The organism is Pseudoduganella rivuli (genome assembly GCF_009674485.1).
Lineage (GTDB): Bacteria > Pseudomonadota > Gammaproteobacteria > Burkholderiales > Burkholderiaceae_D > Rugamonas > Rugamonas rivuli_B.
Map to the genome: position 1 here is coordinate 72840 of NZ_WKJJ01000022.1, position 17711 is coordinate 90550.

The window sequence follows — 17711 nt, forward strand, 5'->3', positions numbered from 1 at the left end:
GATTCGGCATATAATCATTATTGATCGAATAATATTGCAGGAGTAGTGATGTCGGTTCTGGTTGTAGCGGTGTCATTGGTGGCGGCGGTGCAGAGCAAGGCCGTCGTGCCCCAGTATGATTACCGCCAGCCGATGGCCGACGGGGTGTCGCTGGTGGGCATGGATTGCCAGCGCAAGCAACGCAAGCTGGAACTGGGTTTCTTTTACCCGGACAAGCCGCCGCGCCGGGCAATGGATTTGTGGAAGACGTCCGACCTGGTGAAATTCGATACCACCACCTGGTTCCTTACGGACGTTTATGAAGTCGAGCGCCACTGCGTGATTGGCAAAGACAAGTATGTGGTGCGCTTCCGTGGCGTGCCAGGCGCCAGCAACGCCCAGTGGCAGTGCGGCGCGACCAGCGGCGCGCATGCCACGGTCTTCAAGAACGGCCGCGTCGTCTTCGATGACGAAATGGCCGTGTGCCAGGACGACAGCTATATCCGCAAAGTCGAGTTCAAATCCGGCACCGACATGCCGGTCGTGACCACCGCCCATTAAAGCATGGCGGGATCGCGCAGGAACGGGCATAGCGCGCCCGCCGTGGCGGGGTTCGACAGCACATCGTTATGTCCCGCACCCCGCGTCAGCAGGAACCGCTTGTGCCGGGAGGGCAGCGCATCGAACACCTTCAGGGCCAGTGCGGGCGGCGTGTCCTTGTCGGCGTCGCCCGTCAGCACCAGCGTCGGCGCCTGCACGTGGGACACCACGTCCGTGTTGTCGATCGCTTGCAGCGATGGCGCCAGACTGACCTGGATGAACGGCTTGAAGTACCACGGGATGCTGCCGTTGACCATGTCGCGCGCATTGGTGGTGGTCGATTCCAGCACCAGGCCCGCCACATTGCGCTGGCGCGCCACCTGCGCCGCGACAAAGCTGCCCAGCGACTGGCCGTGGACCGCCACGGCGTCCGGATAGCGCTGGTTCAGGTAATCGAACGTGGCCAGCGCGTCGTCCGTCATATTCGCCACGGTCGGCGTGCCGCTGCTGCGGCCATAGCCGCGGTAATCCACCATCGCCAGGTTCACGTCGCATGGCGCCAGCGCGGCCGCGACTTTATCGCCGGCGTCATCGAGGTGGAACAGGTTGCCGCCGAAGTACAGCACCGTGAGTTTCGCACCCGGCTTTTGCAGCAGCACGCCTTTCAATACGGCGCCATCGGGGCGCGCCAGTTCCAGTTCCTCCACGCCGGGCATGTCCAGCCGCTGCTTCGGCGCCTTGCCGGACAGCGCATCGGGACGGATGATGTGGCGTTCTTCGACCGTGATGGTTTTGCAGCCGGCCAGCAGGGCCAGGCCGGCGAACAGCAGGGTGGTGCGCATAGGGCTTCCTTTAACGTATACTGATTGAATTACAGTTAAGTTTTATCGTTTTACAGTAAAACATTATCATAAAACAATCATGTCCATCAAAACTTTCCGGTTTTTCCTGCTGCTGTTCGTGCTGTTGCAGGCGACGTACTTTGGTTTGTCGTGGTTTTATCCGCACGCTATCCCCATGCCCGGTTTCCGGATGGCGTTCTGGCCGGACGGGCTGACGATGGAAGCTGCCCATGCATTGCCGTCCGCGCAGCGCTGGACGGGGGCGCTGGCTTCGCTGCCAACGCTGGTGCTGCTGGTGTATGCGTCGTGGCGGCTGGACGGCTTGCTGCGCGCGTTCCAGGCGCGCGACTTGTTTGCCGTCGCCGCCATCGGCCATGTGCGGGCCTTTGCCGGGGCGGCGCTGGGCGCGCTGCTGCTGGCGATCCTGGAGCAGCCGCTGCGCGGCCTGCTGTGGCGGCACGTTCTGGGCGACCATGGCGCCGCGCTGCAAGTGGGGGTGTCGTCGGAAGCGCTGCTGATGATGGTGGCGTGCGGCCTGTTTTACCTGTTTGGCGGCGTGCTGCAGGAAGGCCGCCGCCTGGCCGAGGAAAACGAGGGTTTCATCTGATGGCCATCGTGCTGCACCTCGACGTGATGCTGGCGAAGCGGAAAATCAAATCGCGCGAACTGGCGCAATATGTCGGCATCACGGAACAGAATCTCAGCCTGCTCAAGTCGGGCAAGGTCAAGGGCATCCGCTTCGCCACGCTGGAGCGGATATGCGAAAAGCTGCAGTGCCAGCCGGGCGACATCATCGAGTGGGCGCCGGGCGAGGGTGGGGCGGCTGGCGATGAAAGCGGGGAGTTCTGATGCAAGCTGACCTGGCCATCCGCGCGGCGCTGGCATCGGACGTTGCGCTGCTGGCGGACTTGATCCGTGAACTGGCGGTGGCGGAGGATTTCCCTCATGCCGTGACCGTCACGCCCGCCGATTTGCTGGCCAGCCTGTTCGGTCCAAGGCCGGCGGCCCATGCGCTGATCGCCGAAGCGGAGGGCAGGGTGGCGGGCTTCGCCGTGTATTACGAAACCTTTGCCACCACCACCGGCAAGCGCGGGCTGCACCTCGACGATTTATTCGTGCGGCCGGCATTCCAGGGGCGGGGCTATGGCAAGGCGCTGCTGGCGCACGTGGCCAATATTGCGCGGCAGCGGCACTGCGCGCGGTTCGAATGGTGGGCGCTCAATACCAATGAGGCGGCGTTGCGGTTCTACGCATCGGTGGGTGCGCGCCGCAAGGATGAACTGGTGGTGCATCGCGTGCAGGGCGATGCGATTGGAAAATTGGCGAACGGTGAAGTGAACGGTTAAGCGGCCGGCTGCGCCGCCGCTTTCTTTTCCGGCTTGGGCAATTGCACGAGGCGCGTGCCGGCCAGCCGGTCGTGCAGGAACTGGCGGTCCTTGTCCAGCAGCGCCAGCAGCGCCCACGCGCCCATGCTGGCAAATATCGCGTACAGCGCATGCCAGTGCGACAGTTTCAGTGCATACGACGCGACGATGCCGGGCATCACCCAGCCCCACGACAGCAGGTAGCGCAAGGCGGCAATTTTCAACGGCACGTGGCTGTAGCCGGGGAACACCAGCTTGATGCGCCACGTGCGCATGGCCAGCGTCTGGCCTTCACGCGACCACTGGTGAATGAAATAGGCGCCCAGCACCAGGAACGCCAGTGCCTGGCGCAAGTGTTCGGCCAGCGACGTATGGGCGGCCTGCATTGCCACTTCCAGGATCAGGAACGGCAGGAACAGCACGGCGAACGCCAGCAGCATTTCATAGACAATGGCAATCAGGCGCCGCTTGATGGCGGGCGCCGGGTCGTGCTTGGCGTTATTTTGCATTGGACGCGGGCGGGGTGCTGGTGGCGGAAGCGGCGGCCGGGGCAGGCGTGCCAGGCGCCGCGGGCGCTGCGGCAGGAACCGGCGCCGGCGCGCCTGCGACGGGCGTTGTGCCGGCCGCTGGCGCGGCGGGGGTGGCGCCCGGTACGACGCGCTTCACCGGCTGCACCGTCTGGATCTTGCTCTGTGCCGGCGACGGCGGATTCACCACTTGCTTCTTGGGCGCCTTGTCAGCCAGCTGTTTCTTTTGTTCTTCCGGCAATTGCTGGTATTGCTCCCACTGCGCGGATTTTTGGCCTGGTACGGGCGCGACTTTTTGCGAGCGGGCGAAGTTTTCGCGCACCATGCGGCGCTGGTCCGGCGTCAGGCGTACCCAGTCGCGCATGCGTTCCTGCACGCGGGCCTGTTCGTCCGGTTTCATCGCGTTATAGCGGTTGGCGATTTCCAGCCATTTTTGCTTGCGCAACCCTTCCAGCTTGTCCCATTCGCCTTTCAGCGGTTCCAGCGCGCGCTGCTGCGCCGCCGACAAGTCTTTCCACAGCGGCTTTTCCATGGCGATCGGCGCCACGGCGGGTTTGCCGCCCGGCGCCGGTTTGCCGGCCGCAGGCTGCGCGGCGGAAGCGCTTACCAGTGCAGAGGCGGGTACAGAGGCGGGTGCGGAAGCCTGTGGTGCGGGGACGATGGCCGATGCGGCGGGCGGGGCTGCCGGCGGCGTGGACGAAACCGGCGCCTGCGCGAAAGCGCCGGCGGCCAGCAGGGCGGAGACGAGCATTCCGGCCCGGGTAGAGTATTTAACGCAGGTACGCGCCATCCTTATTGCTCGCGACTTTCTTCCAGATAAGTATTAAAGCCATGGTCCAGGTAAGCGGACAACGGCAGTTCGTCCGACAGCACGGCGGCGTCGAGTTCAGCCAGTTCGTTGATGCGCTGCTGCTGTTCGTACTGGTATAAACCCACCATGCCGGCCACCAGCACCAGCAGCGGCAACGCCACGCTCATGCGGCCCAGCCAGCCAAACGGGTGCGAGAAGAAGCCGCCGGCGCCGGCCGTGGCCAGCTCCGATTGCGTCACGCGTACCGGGACATGGGGTTTCTTGCGGGCCATCGCGGCTTTGCGGGCGGCGGCCAGGCGGTCCGTGGTCGAAGCCGGCAGCTCTTCCAGCTTTTCATTGAGCGCGTGGCGCACCTTGTAAGCGAAATTGAGGTCTTCGGTGTTCATAATTTAATTCCCTGGGCTTTCAATGCTTCAGCTAACGTATGGGTTGCGCGGGAGCAATGTGTTTTTACGCTCCCTTCGGAACATCCCATTGCTTCGGCGGTTTCAGCCACATCCAGATCATGCAAGTAACGCATGAGGAAGGCTTCCCGTTGACGCGCCGGCAGCTTTTGTACCTCTGCATCGATGGCGCTCAGCACCTGCATGCGTTCGACTTTGTCGGCGCTGGATTCCGATGCTTCCGACCCTTGTTCCGCTTCGTAAGTTTCCAGTATGTCAAAGTCTTCATGGTCATCCGCGGAGGATGACATGCCGGAAAACAGGCTGACCCACGTGTTACGAACTTTTTCACGTCGGAAATAATCCAGAATCGTGGTTTGCAGGATGCGCTGGAACAGCATGGGCAATTCGGCCGCCGGTTTGTCGCCGTACTTCTCGGCCAGCTTGATCATCGCGTCCTGCACGATATCAAGCGCGCTTTCCTCCTTGCGAACCGCGTAGAGGGCTTGTTTATAGGCGCGCCGCTCGACGTTTTCGAGGAAGTCCGATAATTCTTTGTCTGTTGCCATGCGTTGGGGAAGCGTGCTGCGGGGAGGCGTGCATCTTAGCAAAAAATGCGCCCGGACGGCGCAACTTCAGCGCTTCCACGTACGGGAATGCACCATATTTGCAAGGCAATGAGCGATATATCAAATTTTTCTTGACCAAAATCATGTGTCTTGGTACCTTGCTAGAAGCTTTGCACACCACGAAGCCCTTGGTTTTATCCGGCGACACACAACGTCACCATCGGTAAATCCCGCTTTCATTTGTCAGCAGTTTGCTCTAACCCGTGCCACAAGCGCGAGAAGTATGCAATACCGCGGCAGACACTCTGGCCAAACGAGTTGCGTTTGCGTCGTCCTGAACCTTGCCTCTCCATGGGCATGGGAATTTACGCCGTGACCGCAGAAAGAAGGGACGGCTAAGGGTTCTGTCACGTCGTTCAGCATGCTTCGCCAGGCCAGAGCATCCGATCAATCTCCCGTATGGACCTTGAAAGGAATGTTTCATGAACACCGAAGCCAACGCACCCATCACGGGCGCGGAAATTGTCGTACGTTGCCTCGCTGAAGAAGGTGTTGAACACGTCTTTGGCTATCCCGGCGGCGCTGTGCTGTACATCTACGACGCCATTTTCAAACAAGACAAGTTCCAGCACATTCTCGTGCGCCACGAGCAGGCCGCTATCCATGCTGCCGACGCGTATTCGCGCTGCTCGCAAAAAGTCGGCGTCGCGCTGGTGACTTCCGGCCCGGGCGTTACCAATGCCGTGACCGGTCTGTCCACCGCCTACATGGACTCGATTCCCATGGTCGTGATTTCGGGCCAGGTGCCCAGCCACGCCATCGGCCAGGATGCTTTCCAGGAATGCGACACCGTCGGTATCACCCGTCCGGTCGTCAAGCACAACTTCCTGGTGAAGGATGTCAAAGACCTGGCGGAGACCATCAAGAAAGCTTTCTTTATCGCCAAAACCGGCCGTCCAGGCCCGGTGCTGGTCGATATCCCTAAAGACATCAGCATGCAAAAGGCCGTGTACTCCTACCCGAAAGAGGTGGAGATGCGTTCCTACCGTCCAGTGGACAAAGGCCACTCGGGCCAGATCCGCAAGGCCGTGCAAATGCTGCTGCAAGCCGAACGTCCGATGATTTACACGGGCGGCGGCGTCATCCTGGCCAACGCCGCCAATGAGCTGACCAAGCTGTGCGACCGCCTCGGTTTCCCTGTCACGAATACGCTGATGGGCCTGGGCGCTTATCCTGCCTCCAGCGATAAATTCGTTGGCATGCCGGGCATGCACGGTACGTACGAAGCCAACATGGCGATGCAGAATTGCGACGTGCTGATTGCCATTGGCGCCCGCTTCGACGACCGCGTGATCGGCAACCCGAAACACTTCGCCAGCAACCCGCGCAAGATCATCCACGTGGACATCGACCCGTCGTCGATTTCCAAGCGCGTCAAAGTCGACATTCCTATCGTCGGCAACGTCAAGGACGTGCTGATCGAGTTCCTCGCGCAGCTGGATGCGGCCGAGCAAAAGCCGAACCAGGCCGCCCTGTCGAACTGGTGGAAGCAGATCAACGAATGGCGCGGCCGCGAATGCCTGAAATACGCGACGTCCGACCTCGTGATCAAGCCGCAGCAAGTGGTGGAATCGCTGTGGGACGTGACCCGTGGCGATGCCTACGTGACGTCCGACGTGGGCCAGCACCAGATGTGGGCTGCCCAGTACTACAAATTCGACAAGCCGCGCCGCTGGCTGAACTCCGGCGGCCTGGGCACCATGGGTGTCGGCTTGCCGTACGCGATGGGCGTGCAAATGGCGAACCCGAACGCGACCGTGGCATGTATCACGGGCGAAGGTTCGATCCAGATGAACATCCAGGAACTCGCGACCTGCAAACAGTATCACCTGACCCCCAAGATCATCCTGCTGAACAACCGCTTCCTCGGTATGGTTCGCCAGTGGCAGCAAATCGATTACGGTTCGCGCTACTCGGAGTCGTACATGGACTCGCTGCCCGACTTTGAAAAACTGGCCGAAGCGTATGGCCACGTCGGCATGCGCATCGAGAAGCCGGGCGACGTCGAAGGCGCCCTGAAAGAAGCGTTCGGTATGAAGGATCGACTGGTGTTCATGAACTTCATTACCGATCCAAGTGAAAACGTGTGGCCAATGGTGAAGGCTGGCAAAGGCCTCTCCGAAATGCTGCTGGGTTCGGAGGATTTGTAATGCGACATATTATTTCTGTACTGCTGGAAAACGAAGCCGGCGCATTGTCCCGTGTGGTTGGCCTGTTCTCGGCCCGCGGCTATAACATCGAAACCCTGACGGTGGCGCCGACGGAAGACCCGACGCTGTCGCGGATGACCATCGTCACCTCGGGTTCCGACGACATCATTGAACAGATCACCAAGCACCTGAACCGCCTGATCGAAGTGGTGAAAGTGGTGGACTTGACCGAAGGCCAGCATATCGAGCGCGAGCTGATGCTGATCAAGGTCCGGGCCGTGGGCAAGGAGCGCGAAGAAATGAAGCGCACCGCCGACATCTTCCGTGGCCGCATCATCGATGTGACCGAGAAGACGTACACCATCGAGCTGACCGGCGCGAAGAGCAAGCTGGATGCCTTCATCGATGCGATTGACCGCACGTCGATCCTGGAAACCGTCCGTACGGGTGGTTCCGGCATCGGCCGCGGCGAACGCATCCTGAAAGTCTGATCCGCTTCCGATCTGCTTCAGATAGCAAACACACACTTATATAAGCAGTACATACCCAATTTTTACCAAGGAAAAACCATGAAAGTTTTCTACGACAAAGACGCTGACCTCTCCCTGATCAAGGGTAAAAACGTTGCCATCATCGGCTACGGCTCGCAAGGCCACGCTCACGCACAAAACCTGAGCGAATCCGGCGTCAACGTGACCGTTGGCCTGCGTAAAGGCGGCGCGTCGTGGCAGAAAGTGGAAGCGGCCGGCCTGAAAGTCGCTGAAGTCAACGAAGCGGTTGCCGCTGCCGACGTCATCATGATCCTGCTGCCGGACGAAAACATCGCCCAGGTTTACAACGAAAACGTGGCGCCTCACGCCAAGCAAGGCGCGGTCCTGGCCTTCGCTCACGGCTTCAACGTGCACTACGGCCAAGTGGTTCCACGCGCCGACCTGGACGTGATCATGGTTGCACCGAAGGCCCCGGGCCACACCGTGCGCGCCACCTACCGTCAAGGCGGCGGCGTTCCTCACCTGATCGCCGTGTACCAGGACAAGTCCGGCAACGCCCGTGACATCGCCCTGTCGTACGCATCGGCCAACGGTGGCGGCAAGGCCGGCATCATTGAAACCAACTTCCGTGAAGAAACCGAAACCGACCTGTTCGGCGAACAGGCTGTTCTGTGCGGTGGCGCGGTTGAACTGATCAAAGCCGGTTTCGAAACCCTGACCGAAGCGGGCTACGCTCCGGAAATGGCGTACTTCGAGTGCCTGCACGAACTGAAACTGATCGTTGACCTGATCTACGAAGGCGGCATCGCCAACATGAACTACTCGATCTCGAACAACGCCGAATACGGCGAGTACGTGACCGGCCCGAAAGTCGTGACGTCCGCGACCAAGGAAGCCATGCGTCAGTGCCTGAAGGACATCCAGACCGGCGAATACGCCAAGTCCTTTATCCTGGAAAACAAGGCCGGCGCACCGACCCTGATTTCCCGCCGCCGCATCAACGCCGAGCACCAGATCGAAACCGTTGGCGCCCAGCTGCGCGCGATGATGCCTTGGATCGCCAAGAACAAGATGGTTGACCAGTCCAAGAACTAATCGGTCCATCTGTAGAAAAACCCGGCCCGCGCAAGCTGGCCGGGTTTTTTTATTGGCGGCCGTTATGCCGGCTGGTGCGCGTCGCGCCGGCGGCGCCGCGCCGCCGCCCCGACGACCCCCAGTCCGCCCAACAGCATGGCGTAAGTCGACGGTTCCGGCACCGGGGTCAGCAAACTCAGGTAGCAGTCGCCATGGCTCACGCAGACTGTCGCGGCGATCTGGTCCTTGTCATTGATGGCATGGATATTTCTCACGCTCAGCTTCGGATTGGCCAGCAAGTCATTGGCGGCGTGCATGACGCCGCCGGTGTAGATGAATGGCGTCACGGTGCCGCCTGTGCCCCAATAGCCGATGATGGTGCCGTTGTCGCTGATGTCCAGCGCCTGGCTCCATTGGGCGCCCCGCGCACCCAGGTCATGCATCGTGCCATTGCTGTAAAGGAATGCGTGGTACTCCTTGAAGCTGTCGCCTCCCTTGAGGTCGCCATAGCCCACGACGGCACCGCTGTCATTGATCGCCGTCGCAACGCTGTAGAGACCACCCAGGGTGCCGATGTCGGTCATGGTGCCGTTAGCGTAAATAAATCCATGCCCCCAGCCGTTGCCTGGATCGACGTTGCCGGCAATGACACCGGACGTATTGATGTCCTTGGGCGTGGTGTTGGTGCTGTTGTAGAGCGACGAAATCGTCGTGACGTTGCCTGCGCTGTAAATGAGGCCGGCGGCTCTGCCATATTCATTGGTATAAGCATAACCGGCTATCTGCCCCGCATTATTGATGGCCGTGGCGCGTGACCGGTTTCCATAGTACTCATAGCCCAGGTCGCCCAGCGGCGTCACCTGGCCATTGGCATAGCTGGCTGCGCTCAATGCACCCTGCGACCTGCTCATGCCAACCACCTGGCCGGGATCGTTGATCGCAGTGGGATAGAAACCCGCAGGCAGCGCCGACAGCGTGCCGCCGTGACCAATAAAGGATAAATCGGACGGGCCGCCCACCGCCGTATAAGTTCCCACCACCACGCCATTGTTGTTCAGGCCGGTAATGGTGCCGCTGATGACCCGCCCCGAGCCGAGGCTGCTGACGGAATATTGCAATCCCGCGTGCGACATGGCGGGTAGCAGGCACAGGGCCGGGATCAAGTGTATGACTCTCATGAAGTTATGCTCCTTAGGTGAACCCACGGAATAGGGGTGACAATATGTTAATTCTCAACACACTGCGTACAATTGCATTATTGGCTACATTTATATTTATTTAATTCTGTGACAATGTGTGAGCCGTGCGGATGGCGGAGTGTGCTGTTACAAACGTTCACCACCTGGCGCACGGCGGCCATTTGATTTCAGTTAAAGTGCGTTCACTACTTTGGAGAACAACAACATGACCATCCGCAAATCCCTGCTGGCCGCGACCTTGCTGCTGGCCTCGCACGCTTATGCGCAAACCACGCCTGCCGCCGGTACCGAAGTCATCGTGGCCGCCAATGGCGAAGTCACGGCGCCGAATGACCAGGCCGTCGTGACGTTGGCGATTGAAGAGCAGGACAAGGACAAGGCCGCCGCCGCGTCGCGCGTCAACCTGAAAATGAAGCAGGGCATGGATATCCTGCGCAAGGAAGATCCCGCCGCGACCCTGAAAACCCAGGGCTATTACACGTATCCCGTGTACCCGGAAGACCGTCCGCAGGCACCGGGCGTGGCGCCCAAGCCGCGCCAGCCCACCGCGTGGCGCGTGGGCCAGTACTTGCAGGTGACCACCACCAGCCTGGAAAAATTGCCGAAAACCGTGGCGACCACGCAAAAAGTGCTGACCCTGAACGGCATCCACTTCGGCCTGTCCCGTCCCGCCCTGAAAAAGCTCGATGAGCAGCGCATTGCCGCGTCGTACCAAAACCTGAAAGACCGCATCGCCGCGATTTCCCGCGCCATGGGCCGCAATCCGGCGGACGCCGTCCTGGAAACCGTGGATTTTGAAGGTTCCGGCAATTACGCGGGCGGCGGTTCCGCGCGCGGCGGCCGTTCCGACATGATGATGATGAAAGCCGCGGCGCCGGCGCAAGAGATGTCGGTGGAAGAACCCAGCTTCGAGCCGGGCGAGACCACGCTGGACATGCACCTGGTGGGAAAAGTCCGGTTCAAGTAAAACCGGGCAGACTGGAAGCCATAGTCTATTTCTTTTGCTGCAACCTCGTCTCTCTATATAATAGGACGCAGATAGCATAGAAATGGATTCATATGGCAACTTTCCCCCGTCGCAGAAACAAGAATGGCGTTACCCCGGCCAAGCCCAAGAACTCGCGCTTTGCAAAATTCGCGCGCAGGGTGCGGGGACAGGATGAATTGCCGCGTTCGCGCGGCATTTACCTGTTGCCGAACGCTTTTACGACGGGGGCGCTGTTTTGCGGTTTTTATGCCATCGTCATGGCCATGAACCAGCGCTTCGAATATGCGGCCTGGGCCATCTTTGTCGCCATGATCCTCGACGGCCTCGACGGCCGCATCGCGCGCCTGACCAACACCCAAAGCGAATTCGGCGCCCAGTACGACAGCCTGGCCGACATGGTGTCGTTTGGCGCCGCGCCGGCGCTGGTCATCTACGAATGGTCGCTGCGCGGCATGGGCAAGCTGGGCTGGATTGCCGCGTTTGTCTATTGCGCGGGCGCCGCATTGCGGCTGGCCCGCTTCAACACGAATATCGAAGTGGTCGACAAGCGCTTCTTCCAGGGTATGCCGAGCCCGGCGGCGGCCGCCACCGTGGTGGGCTTTGTCCTGCTGATGAATGACCTGGAAATCCCCGGCTTGCAGTTATCGTGGACCTCGTTTGCCATTGCCCTGTTTGCCGGGCTGACCATGGTGACCAACGTGCCGTTCTACAGTTTCAAGGAATTGAATTTCCGTAAGTCGGTGCCCTTCATTTTCGTGTTCGTCATTGCGCTGGTGTTTGCACTGGTGTCGATCGACCCGCCGAAAGTCATGTTCCCGTTGTTCCTGATTTACGGCTTGTCCGGCTATGCCGTGTTTTTCTGGCGCATGGCCAAGGGCAAACCAGTCTCGATGATCCAGACTGACGACGAACCAGTAGACCAGAGCGAACGCCGCTGACCCGCAGTTGATGACTAACTGGGCGGTGATAACCAAGGAGCCATTATGAGCAACAGTGACCGCCTCATCATTTTCGATACCACCTTGCGCGACGGCGAACAATCGCCGGGCGCGTCGATGACGCGCGAAGAAAAACTGCGCATTGCCAAGCAGCTGGAACGGCTGCGGGTGGACGTGATCGAGGCGGGCTTTGCCGCGGCGTCGCAGGGCGATTTCGAATCGATCCGCGCGATTGCCGCCGCGGTCAAGGAGTCCACTGTCTGCTCGCTGTCGCGCGCCAACGACCGCGACATTGCCCGCGCCGCCGAGGCATTGCAGCCGGCCGCCCGCAAGCGCATCCACACCTTCATCGCCACGTCGCCGCTGCACATGCAAATGAAATTGCGCATGGCGCCGGAACAGGTGCTGGAACAGGCCAAACTGGCCGTGCGCTTCGCCCGCAACCATACCGACGATATCGAGTTTTCACCGGAAGACGGCAGCCGCTCGGAAGAGGATTTCCTGTGCCGCGTGCTGGAAGGCGTGATTGCCGAAGGCGCCACCACCATCAATTTCCCCGACACGGTCGGCTATGCCGTGCCGGAACTGTTCGGCGAAACCATCCGCCGCCTGCGCGAACGCATCCCCAATTCCGATAAGGCGATCTGGTCGGTGCACTGCCACAACGACCTGGGTCTGGCGGTGGCCAATTCGCTGGCCGGCGTCATGATCGGCGGCGCGCGCCAGATCGAGTGCACCATCAACGGCCTGGGCGAGCGGGCCGGCAACACGGCGCTGGAAGAAGTGGTGATGGCGCTGCGCACGCGGGGCGCCTATTACAACCTGACGACGAATATCGATACCACGCAAATCGTGGCGGCGTCGAAAATGGTGTCGCAAATCACCGGCTTTGCCGTGCAGCCGAACAAGGCCGTGGTGGGCGCCAATGCGTTTGCCCACGCGTCCGGCATCCACCAGGACGGCATCCTGAAGGCGCGTGAAACCTATGAAATCATGCGCGCGGAAGACGTGGGCTGGACCGCCAACAAGATCGTGCTGGGCAAACTGTCCGGCCGCAACGCTTTCAAGCAGCGCCTGCAGGAACTGGGCATCGAGATGGAATCGGAAGCGGAAATCAATGCCGCCTTCACCCGCTTCAAGGAACTGGCCGACCGCAAGGCGGAAATCTTCGATGAAGACATCGTGGCGCTGGTGACCGATGAAGAACATGCGCACGAAAACGAGCATTACCGCTTCGTGTCGCTGGCGCAGCGCTCCGAAACCGGCGAAATGCCCCACGCGCGCATGGTGTTTTCCATCGGCGGCAAGGAGCATACCTGTGAAGGCACGGGCGATGGCCCGGTCGACGCCATGGTGAATGCGATTGAAAGCGCGGCGCAGACGGGCGCGGAACTGGTGCTGTTCTCGATCAACGCGATCAGCACGGGTACCCAGTCGCAGGGCGAGGTGACGATGCGCCTGTCGAACGCGGGCCGCATCGTCAATGGCGTGGGGGCCGATCCCGATATCGTGGTGGCGTCCGCCAAGGCGTATTTATCGGGCTTGAATAAATTGCACTCGAAGACCGAGCGGCTCAATCCGCAAACGGAGTGAGGGGCGGCCGGGTGCGCACGGGTCAGAACGAGCGCCGGTCTTCGTAGTCGGGATCCGGGCCGGACATCAGTTCGCGCAGCACGCCCTGGCGGTCGAAGTGCAGGTGCATCAGCGAATGCCAGATGCCGGCCTGGCGGTATTTATACGACCAGACGTTCATGTCGCGCAGCGACAGGTACGTGGTGTCATACGGGCGCCCCAGTTTTTGCGCGATGCTGGCCTGGGTATCCACGCCGGGCCGCAGCGCGGCAAAGGTGGCGTCCGTGGCGTCCGGATTGGGCGGCCCGGACAGGCCGGCGCAGCCCGCCAGTAACGCCAACATGGCGATAAATTGCAGTCTTTTCACGTTTTTTCCTCCCAGGCGCCCATTCTAGGCCGAAACAAAGTGCCCACGGCGCGAAATTCCGCTATACTTCCGGGTCTGGCCTTTTATCGGGCCAGGCTTTTTTATTAACGTAGTCACGGTGAATGGGGTGCCAACTCCGACCACCGCATGTGAAAGGTATCAAAATGACCGTAGAAAACATCAACAAGGCCGCCATTATCGCGGACAACGCACGTGGCCAGAACGACACCGGCTCGCCAGAAGTTCAAGTTGCACTGCTGACCGCACGCATCAACGAACTGAACGGTCACTTCAAAGCCCACAGCAAAGATCACCACTCCCGCCGTGGCCTGATCATGATGGTTAACCGTCGTAAGAGCCTGCTGGCTTACCTGAAAAACAAAGATGCAACCCGTTACCGCGACCTGATCGCTAAACTGGGCCTGCGTAAGTAATCTTTGTACGTCCCGGCTTAATCGAGATGCCTGCGTCAGTTCGCTGCCGCGGGCATTTTGTCATTTAAGCGCCGGGCGCCCATCGGGAAATCCAGCAAGATGTTGCAGTAAATGCAGTAAAGGCGGCGGCAAGCGACAGGCCGCTGCCCGTGGTGAGGTGAACGACAGCTCCTGAAAATCTGTCGGCAAATAGAAAGGGATTACCCATGTTTAACAAAGTTACGAAAACCTTCCAGTACGGCCAACACACCGTGACCCTGGAAACCGGCGAGATCGCTCGCCAGGCCTCCGGCGCCGTCATGGTTTCGGTGGATGACACCGTGGTGCTGGCAACGGTGGTGGCGCGTAAAGACGCGAAACCCGGCCAGGACTTCTTCCCGCTGACCGTGGACTACCTGGAAAAAACCTATGCGGCAGGTAAAATCCCTGGCGGTTTCTTCAAGCGCGAAGGCCGTCCTTCCGAAAAAGAAACGCTGACCTCCCGCCTGATCGACCGTCCAATCCGTCCGCTGTTCCCGGAAGGTTACATGAACGAAGTGCAAGTGATTGTGCACGTTCTGTCGGTTAACCCTGAAATCGATCCGGACATCGCATCGATGATCGGCGCTTCCGCCGCCCTGTGCGTGGCCGGCGTACCGTTCAACGGCCCGATCGGCGCCGCCCGCGTGGGCTACAAGGATGGCCAGTACATCCTGAACCCGACCGCGTCGCAACTGAAAACGTCGCAAATGGACCTGGTGGTGGCCGGTACCGAAACCGCCGTGCTGATGGTGGAATCGGAAGCGCAACAACTGTCCGAAGAAGTCATGCTGGGCGCCGTGGTCTATGGCCACGAGCAAATGAAAGTCGTGATCGACGCGATCCACGAACTGGTGCGTGATGGCGGCAAGCCAGAGCACGTCTGGGCTCCCGCGCCGAAAAACGAAGCGCTGATCGCCCGCGTGACGCACTTCGCTGAAGCGAAAATCCGCGAAGCGTACCAGACCAAAGACAAGCAAGCCCGTACTGAAAAACTGCGCGCGATGCAATCGCAAGTGCAAGCCGACCTGGAAGCCGAAGCAGCTGCCGCCGGCGCCGCCGCACCGGACGCCGTCGAAGTGGGCAACATCCTGTTCGACATGGAAGCCAAGGTCGTGCGTTCGCAGATCCTGGAAGGCGAGCCGCGTATCGACGGCCGCGACACCCGCACCGTGCGTCCAATCGCGATCCGTTCGTCCGTGCTGCCACGTACCCACGGTTCGGCACTGTTCACCCGTGGTGAAACCCAGGCGCTGGTTGTCGCCACCCTGGGCACCGCGCGCGACTCGCAAAAAATCGATGCGCTGATGGGCGAATACACCGACGACTTCATGCTGCACTACAACATGCCTCCGTTCGCCACCGGCGAAACGGGCCGTGTCGGTACGCCGAAGCGCCGTGAAGTGGGCCACGGCCGCCTGGCCAAGCGCGCGCTGATCGCGGCGCTGCCAGCGCCGGAAGATTTCAGCTACTCGGTGCGCCTGGTGTCGGAAATCACCGAGTCGAACGGTTCGTCGTCGATGGCTTCCGTCTGCGGCGGCTGCCTGGCGTTGATGGATGCCGGCGTGCCGATGAAAGCGCACGTGGCCGGTATCGCGATGGGCCTGATCAAGGAAGGCGGCCGTTTTGCCGTGCTGTCCGACATCCTGGGCGACGAAGACCACCTGGGTGACATGGACTTCAAAGTGGCCGGTACCGCCAACGGTATTACCGCGCTGCAGATGGACATCAAGATCCAGGGCATCACCAAGGAAATCATGCAAGTGGCGCTGGCGCAAGCCAAGGAAGGCCGCGAGCACATCCTGGGTGAAATGCAAAAGGCCATGCCGCACGTGAAGACCGAACTGTCGGACTTCGCACCGCGCCTGATCACCATCAAGATCAATCCTGAGAAGATCCGTGACGTGATCGGCAAGGGCGGCGCCGTGATCCGCGCGCTGACCGAAGAAACCGGCACGCAGATCGACATCAGCGACGAAGGCATCGTCACCATCGCTTCGGTGGACGCCGCTGCCGGCCAGGAAGCCAAGCGCCGCATCGAAGAGCTGACCGCATCGGTCGAAGTGGGCAAGACCTACGACGGTACCGTGCTCAAGCTGCTGGACTTCGGCGCCATCGTGCAAGTGATGCCGGGCAAAGACGGCCTGCTGCACATTTCGCAGATCGCCAACGAGCGCGTGAACGCCGTGGCCGACTACCTGAAAGAAGGCCAGCAAGTGCGCGTCAAGGTCCTGGAGACCGACGAGCGCGGCCGCCTGAAGCTGTCGATGAAAGCCGTGGCTGAAGAAGCCAATCAGGCTGCTGCACAGTAAGCTGTGTCAGGCTGAAATGAAAACCGCCGGTGCGCAAGCCCGGCGGTTTTTTTTGGCTATGTCACCGCAAACCGTGGAAAGTGCCCAATTGCCGCTTTAAGCAGAGATTCCGCAGTATCGATGCGATGTGCATCAAGGATGCAGCGCCAGCCCAGGTAATTCGGCAGGTAACGCGTGGCGACACCGTGGAAACGGTGCAGCCAGGAGCGGAAACGGCTGTGGTAGGCGTTGACGTTTTGGACATGCAGCGCGCCGCGCGTGCGCACACCGGCGCGCAGGTTGACCGCTTCATGGGTGATCCCGCTCTCGCGGGCAAAGGCGCGGTAAGCCGCGTTAGCATCGGTCACCAGCAGGATGTCGGGATCGAGCGCCGGCCGCAGGCACTGGTGCAGGGCGGTGCGGGTGAGCGCGCCGCGTCCTGTGACGAAGTCGAGCGTGCGGCCATTGCGGTCGCGCGCCACCAGAATGCACACCTGCTCATGTGAAATGCCGCGCCGGCGAGCGTGCCCGCCCCGGCGGCGCGGCGGCCGGTCCAGGTGGCGTGATCCCTTCTGCGATTCCAGCAAGAACATCTCGTCGGCCTCGGCAATGCCATGCAGCAGCGGTGCGCGGTCGGTGCGCGGCAGCGCCAGGAAGCGGTGGCGCCAGCGGAACGTGGTATTGCGGTGCACGCCGAGGCGGCTGGCGGCATGGCGCAGCGAGTGCGACGCCAGCATGCCGTCGAGGTAGGCCAGCCAGCGCTCCTTATAGTGGAGCCGGGCCAGCGGCGTGCCGGTCAGCGTATTGAAGGTTTTATCGCACGTGCGGCAGCGGTAGCGCTGCAGGCCGCTTTCGCGGCCGTGCCGGTACCAGCGGGTGCCGGCGCAGCGCGGACAGCACAGTTTTTCCTGCGCCGCCTGGTCCAGCAGCCGGCCCACCTGCTGCCTGGCGTCGGCCTGCCCCAGCCGGAACTGCAGCTGGGCGCATTGCCGTGAAGTCAGTAACGCCAGTTGCGCCAACAGCGATGCGAATGCCTGCGTTTCCATGATCTGCCTCCAGTCCCGGGATGATATTGCTTGGACCGGGAGCGAAAAGCAGAGTTCCACGAAGGTTG

20 protein-coding genes are annotated in these 17711 nt (G+C 61.0%); 12 read left to right on the forward strand and 8 right to left on the reverse strand.

The genetic code is table 11. The features are described from left to right. The first annotated feature begins 48 nt into the window (after positions 1-48). A complete protein-coding gene (locus GJ700_RS28400) occupies positions 49-540 on the forward strand; it encodes a hypothetical protein (protein ID WP_154380389.1) in 492 nt (163 codons plus the stop codon). On the opposite strand, the gene GJ700_RS28405 is transcribed toward GJ700_RS28400, so the two are convergent. Then, positions 537-1361 carry an alpha/beta hydrolase gene (locus tag GJ700_RS28405; RefSeq protein ID WP_154380391.1) on the reverse strand — a complete coding sequence of 275 codons (825 nt, stop codon included), beginning with the start codon at positions 1359-1361 and terminating at the stop codon, positions 537-539. The two genes, GJ700_RS28400 and GJ700_RS28405, sit on opposite strands and share 4 nt — an antisense overlap. Before the next feature lie 79 nt (positions 1362-1440). Here GJ700_RS28405 and GJ700_RS28410 point away from each other — a divergent pair, with 79 nt between their 5' ends. The 3 genes from GJ700_RS28410 to GJ700_RS28420 are packed head-to-tail and all read left to right on the forward strand — an operon-like array spanning position 1441 to position 2707. Further along, positions 1441-1968 carry a DUF2975 domain-containing protein gene (locus GJ700_RS28410; protein WP_154380393.1) on the forward strand — a complete coding sequence of 176 codons (528 nt, stop codon included), beginning with the start codon at positions 1441-1443 and terminating at the stop codon, positions 1966-1968. Then, positions 1968-2210 carry a helix-turn-helix domain-containing protein gene (locus GJ700_RS28415; protein WP_154380395.1) on the forward strand — a complete coding sequence of 81 codons (243 nt, stop codon included), beginning with the start codon at positions 1968-1970 and terminating at the stop codon, positions 2208-2210. Before GJ700_RS28410 ends, GJ700_RS28415 begins: the two co-directional genes overlap by 1 nt. Then, entirely contained in the window at positions 2210-2707 is a 498-nt protein-coding gene (locus GJ700_RS28420; RefSeq protein WP_154380397.1) for a GNAT family N-acetyltransferase, read from the forward strand. Before GJ700_RS28415 ends, GJ700_RS28420 begins: the two co-directional genes overlap by 1 nt. Here GJ700_RS28420 and GJ700_RS28425 read toward each other — a convergent pair. From GJ700_RS28425 to GJ700_RS28440, 4 genes are read right to left on the reverse strand one after another with little or no spacing between them, the layout of a single operon-like run. Beyond that, the gene (locus GJ700_RS28425; protein WP_154380399.1) at positions 2704-3234 is read right to left on the reverse strand and encodes an RDD family protein; all 531 of its coding nucleotides are present in this window, start codon (positions 3232-3234) and stop codon (positions 2704-2706) included. The genes GJ700_RS28420 and GJ700_RS28425 overlap by 4 nt on opposite strands. Beyond that, the gene (locus GJ700_RS28430; protein ID WP_154380401.1) at positions 3224-4003 is read right to left on the reverse strand and encodes a DUF3106 domain-containing protein; all 780 of its coding nucleotides are present in this window, start codon (positions 4001-4003) and stop codon (positions 3224-3226) included. Before GJ700_RS28430 ends, GJ700_RS28425 begins: the two co-directional genes overlap by 11 nt. 41 nt (positions 4004-4044) lie before the next feature. Beyond that, on the reverse strand, positions 4045-4449 hold the full coding sequence (locus GJ700_RS28435) for a DUF3619 family protein (RefSeq protein WP_154380403.1): 405 nt from the start codon (positions 4447-4449) through the stop codon (positions 4045-4047). After that, positions 4446-5015: an RNA polymerase sigma factor gene (locus tag GJ700_RS28440; protein ID WP_154380405.1), complete on the reverse strand. Its 570-nt coding sequence runs from the start codon at positions 5013-5015 to the stop codon at positions 4446-4448. Before GJ700_RS28440 ends, GJ700_RS28435 begins: the two co-directional genes overlap by 4 nt. A 482-nt stretch (positions 5016-5497) precedes the next feature. Here GJ700_RS28440 and GJ700_RS28445 point away from each other — a divergent pair, with 482 nt between their 5' ends. From GJ700_RS28445 to ilvC, 3 genes are all read left to right on the forward strand, one after another. Next, a complete protein-coding gene (locus GJ700_RS28445; RefSeq protein ID WP_154380407.1) occupies positions 5498-7225 on the forward strand; it encodes an acetolactate synthase 3 catalytic subunit in 1728 nt (575 codons plus the stop codon). Beyond that, on the forward strand, positions 7225-7716 hold the full coding sequence (ilvN, locus tag GJ700_RS28450) for an acetolactate synthase small subunit (RefSeq protein WP_154380409.1): 492 nt from the start codon (positions 7225-7227) through the stop codon (positions 7714-7716). Before GJ700_RS28445 ends, ilvN begins: the two co-directional genes overlap by 1 nt. Positions 7717-7794: 78 nt before the next feature. Next, complete coding sequence (gene ilvC / locus GJ700_RS28455) at positions 7795-8811, forward strand: ketol-acid reductoisomerase (protein ID WP_154380411.1); 1017 nt, start codon at positions 7795-7797, stop codon at positions 8809-8811. Positions 8812-8873: 62 nt separating this feature from the next. On the opposite strand, the gene GJ700_RS28460 is transcribed toward ilvC, so the two are convergent. Continuing rightward, positions 8874-9968: a PEPxxWA-CTERM sorting domain-containing protein gene (locus GJ700_RS28460; protein WP_154380507.1), complete on the reverse strand. Its 1095-nt coding sequence runs from the start codon at positions 9966-9968 to the stop codon at positions 8874-8876. Positions 9969-10194: 226 nt separating this feature from the next. On the opposite strand from GJ700_RS28460, the gene GJ700_RS28465 reads away from it, so the two are divergent. From GJ700_RS28465 to GJ700_RS28475, 3 genes are all read left to right on the forward strand, one after another. After that, positions 10195-10956: an SIMPL domain-containing protein gene (locus GJ700_RS28465; RefSeq protein WP_154380413.1), complete on the forward strand. Its 762-nt coding sequence runs from the start codon at positions 10195-10197 to the stop codon at positions 10954-10956. 92 nt (positions 10957-11048) lie between these two features. After that, positions 11049-11915 (forward strand): CDP-diacylglycerol--serine O-phosphatidyltransferase, encoded by an 867-nt coding sequence (gene pssA, locus GJ700_RS28470; RefSeq protein WP_154380415.1) that lies wholly within the window; start codon positions 11049-11051, stop codon positions 11913-11915. Between the two features lie 45 nt (positions 11916-11960). Then, on the forward strand, positions 11961-13508 hold the full coding sequence (locus GJ700_RS28475) for a 2-isopropylmalate synthase (RefSeq protein WP_154380417.1): 1548 nt from the start codon (positions 11961-11963) through the stop codon (positions 13506-13508). 22 nt (positions 13509-13530) lie between these two features. On the opposite strand, the gene GJ700_RS28480 is transcribed toward GJ700_RS28475, so the two are convergent. Next, positions 13531-13854, reverse strand: a complete 324-nt coding sequence (locus tag GJ700_RS28480; protein ID WP_371868173.1) for a hypothetical protein — start codon at positions 13852-13854, stop codon at positions 13531-13533. 164 nt (positions 13855-14018) lie between these two features. On the opposite strand from GJ700_RS28480, the gene rpsO reads away from it, so the two are divergent. Both rpsO and pnp read left to right on the forward strand, forming a co-directional pair. Beyond that, entirely contained in the window at positions 14019-14288 is a 270-nt protein-coding gene (rpsO, locus tag GJ700_RS28485; protein WP_093556317.1) for a 30S ribosomal protein S15, read from the forward strand. Between the two features lie 206 nt (positions 14289-14494). Then, entirely contained in the window at positions 14495-16618 is a 2124-nt protein-coding gene (gene pnp / locus GJ700_RS28490; protein ID WP_154380419.1) for a polyribonucleotide nucleotidyltransferase, read from the forward strand. Between the two features lie 56 nt (positions 16619-16674). Here pnp and GJ700_RS28495 read toward each other — a convergent pair whose 3' ends face one another. After that, the gene (locus GJ700_RS28495; protein ID WP_154380421.1) at positions 16675-17643 is read right to left on the reverse strand and encodes an IS1595 family transposase; all 969 of its coding nucleotides are present in this window, start codon (positions 17641-17643) and stop codon (positions 16675-16677) included. Between the last annotated feature and the right edge of the window lie 68 nt (positions 17644-17711).

What these genes read in the sequence shown, in the direction of transcription:
- GJ700_RS28400 (WP_154380389.1), top strand. Translation starts at nt 49, where the DNA reads ATGTCGGTTCTGGTTGTAGCGGTGTCATTGGTGGCGGCGGTGCAGAGC.
- GJ700_RS28405 (WP_154380391.1), bottom strand. Translation starts at nt 1,361, where the DNA reads ATGCGCACCACCCTGCTGTTCGCCGGCCTGGCCCTGCTGGCCGGCTGC.
- GJ700_RS28410 (WP_154380393.1), top strand. Translation starts at nt 1,441, where the DNA reads ATGTCCATCAAAACTTTCCGGTTTTTCCTGCTGCTGTTCGTGCTGTTG.
- GJ700_RS28415 (WP_154380395.1), top strand. Translation starts at nt 1,968, where the DNA reads ATGGCCATCGTGCTGCACCTCGACGTGATGCTGGCGAAGCGGAAAATC.
- GJ700_RS28420 (WP_154380397.1), top strand. Translation starts at nt 2,210, where the DNA reads ATGCAAGCTGACCTGGCCATCCGCGCGGCGCTGGCATCGGACGTTGCG.
- GJ700_RS28425 (WP_154380399.1), bottom strand. Translation starts at nt 3,234, where the DNA reads ATGCAAAATAACGCCAAGCACGACCCGGCGCCCGCCATCAAGCGGCGC.
- GJ700_RS28430 (WP_154380401.1), bottom strand. Translation starts at nt 4,003, where the DNA reads ATGCTCGTCTCCGCCCTGCTGGCCGCCGGCGCTTTCGCGCAGGCGCCG.
- GJ700_RS28435 (WP_154380403.1), bottom strand. Translation starts at nt 4,449, where the DNA reads ATGAACACCGAAGACCTCAATTTCGCTTACAAGGTGCGCCACGCGCTC.
- GJ700_RS28440 (WP_154380405.1), bottom strand. Translation starts at nt 5,015, where the DNA reads ATGGCAACAGACAAAGAATTATCGGACTTCCTCGAAAACGTCGAGCGG.
- GJ700_RS28445 (WP_154380407.1), top strand. Translation starts at nt 5,498, where the DNA reads ATGAACACCGAAGCCAACGCACCCATCACGGGCGCGGAAATTGTCGTA.
- ilvN (WP_154380409.1), top strand. Translation starts at nt 7,225, where the DNA reads ATGCGACATATTATTTCTGTACTGCTGGAAAACGAAGCCGGCGCATTG.
- ilvC (WP_154380411.1), top strand. Translation starts at nt 7,795, where the DNA reads ATGAAAGTTTTCTACGACAAAGACGCTGACCTCTCCCTGATCAAGGGT.
- GJ700_RS28460 (WP_154380507.1), bottom strand. Translation starts at nt 9,968, where the DNA reads ATGAGAGTCATACACTTGATCCCGGCCCTGTGCCTGCTACCCGCCATG.
- GJ700_RS28465 (WP_154380413.1), top strand. Translation starts at nt 10,195, where the DNA reads ATGACCATCCGCAAATCCCTGCTGGCCGCGACCTTGCTGCTGGCCTCG.
- pssA (WP_154380415.1), top strand. Translation starts at nt 11,049, where the DNA reads ATGGCAACTTTCCCCCGTCGCAGAAACAAGAATGGCGTTACCCCGGCC.
- GJ700_RS28475 (WP_154380417.1), top strand. Translation starts at nt 11,961, where the DNA reads ATGAGCAACAGTGACCGCCTCATCATTTTCGATACCACCTTGCGCGAC.
- rpsO (WP_093556317.1), top strand. Translation starts at nt 14,019, where the DNA reads ATGACCGTAGAAAACATCAACAAGGCCGCCATTATCGCGGACAACGCA.
- pnp (WP_154380419.1), top strand. Translation starts at nt 14,495, where the DNA reads ATGTTTAACAAAGTTACGAAAACCTTCCAGTACGGCCAACACACCGTG.
- GJ700_RS28495 (WP_154380421.1), bottom strand. Translation starts at nt 17,643, where the DNA reads ATGGAAACGCAGGCATTCGCATCGCTGTTGGCGCAACTGGCGTTACTG.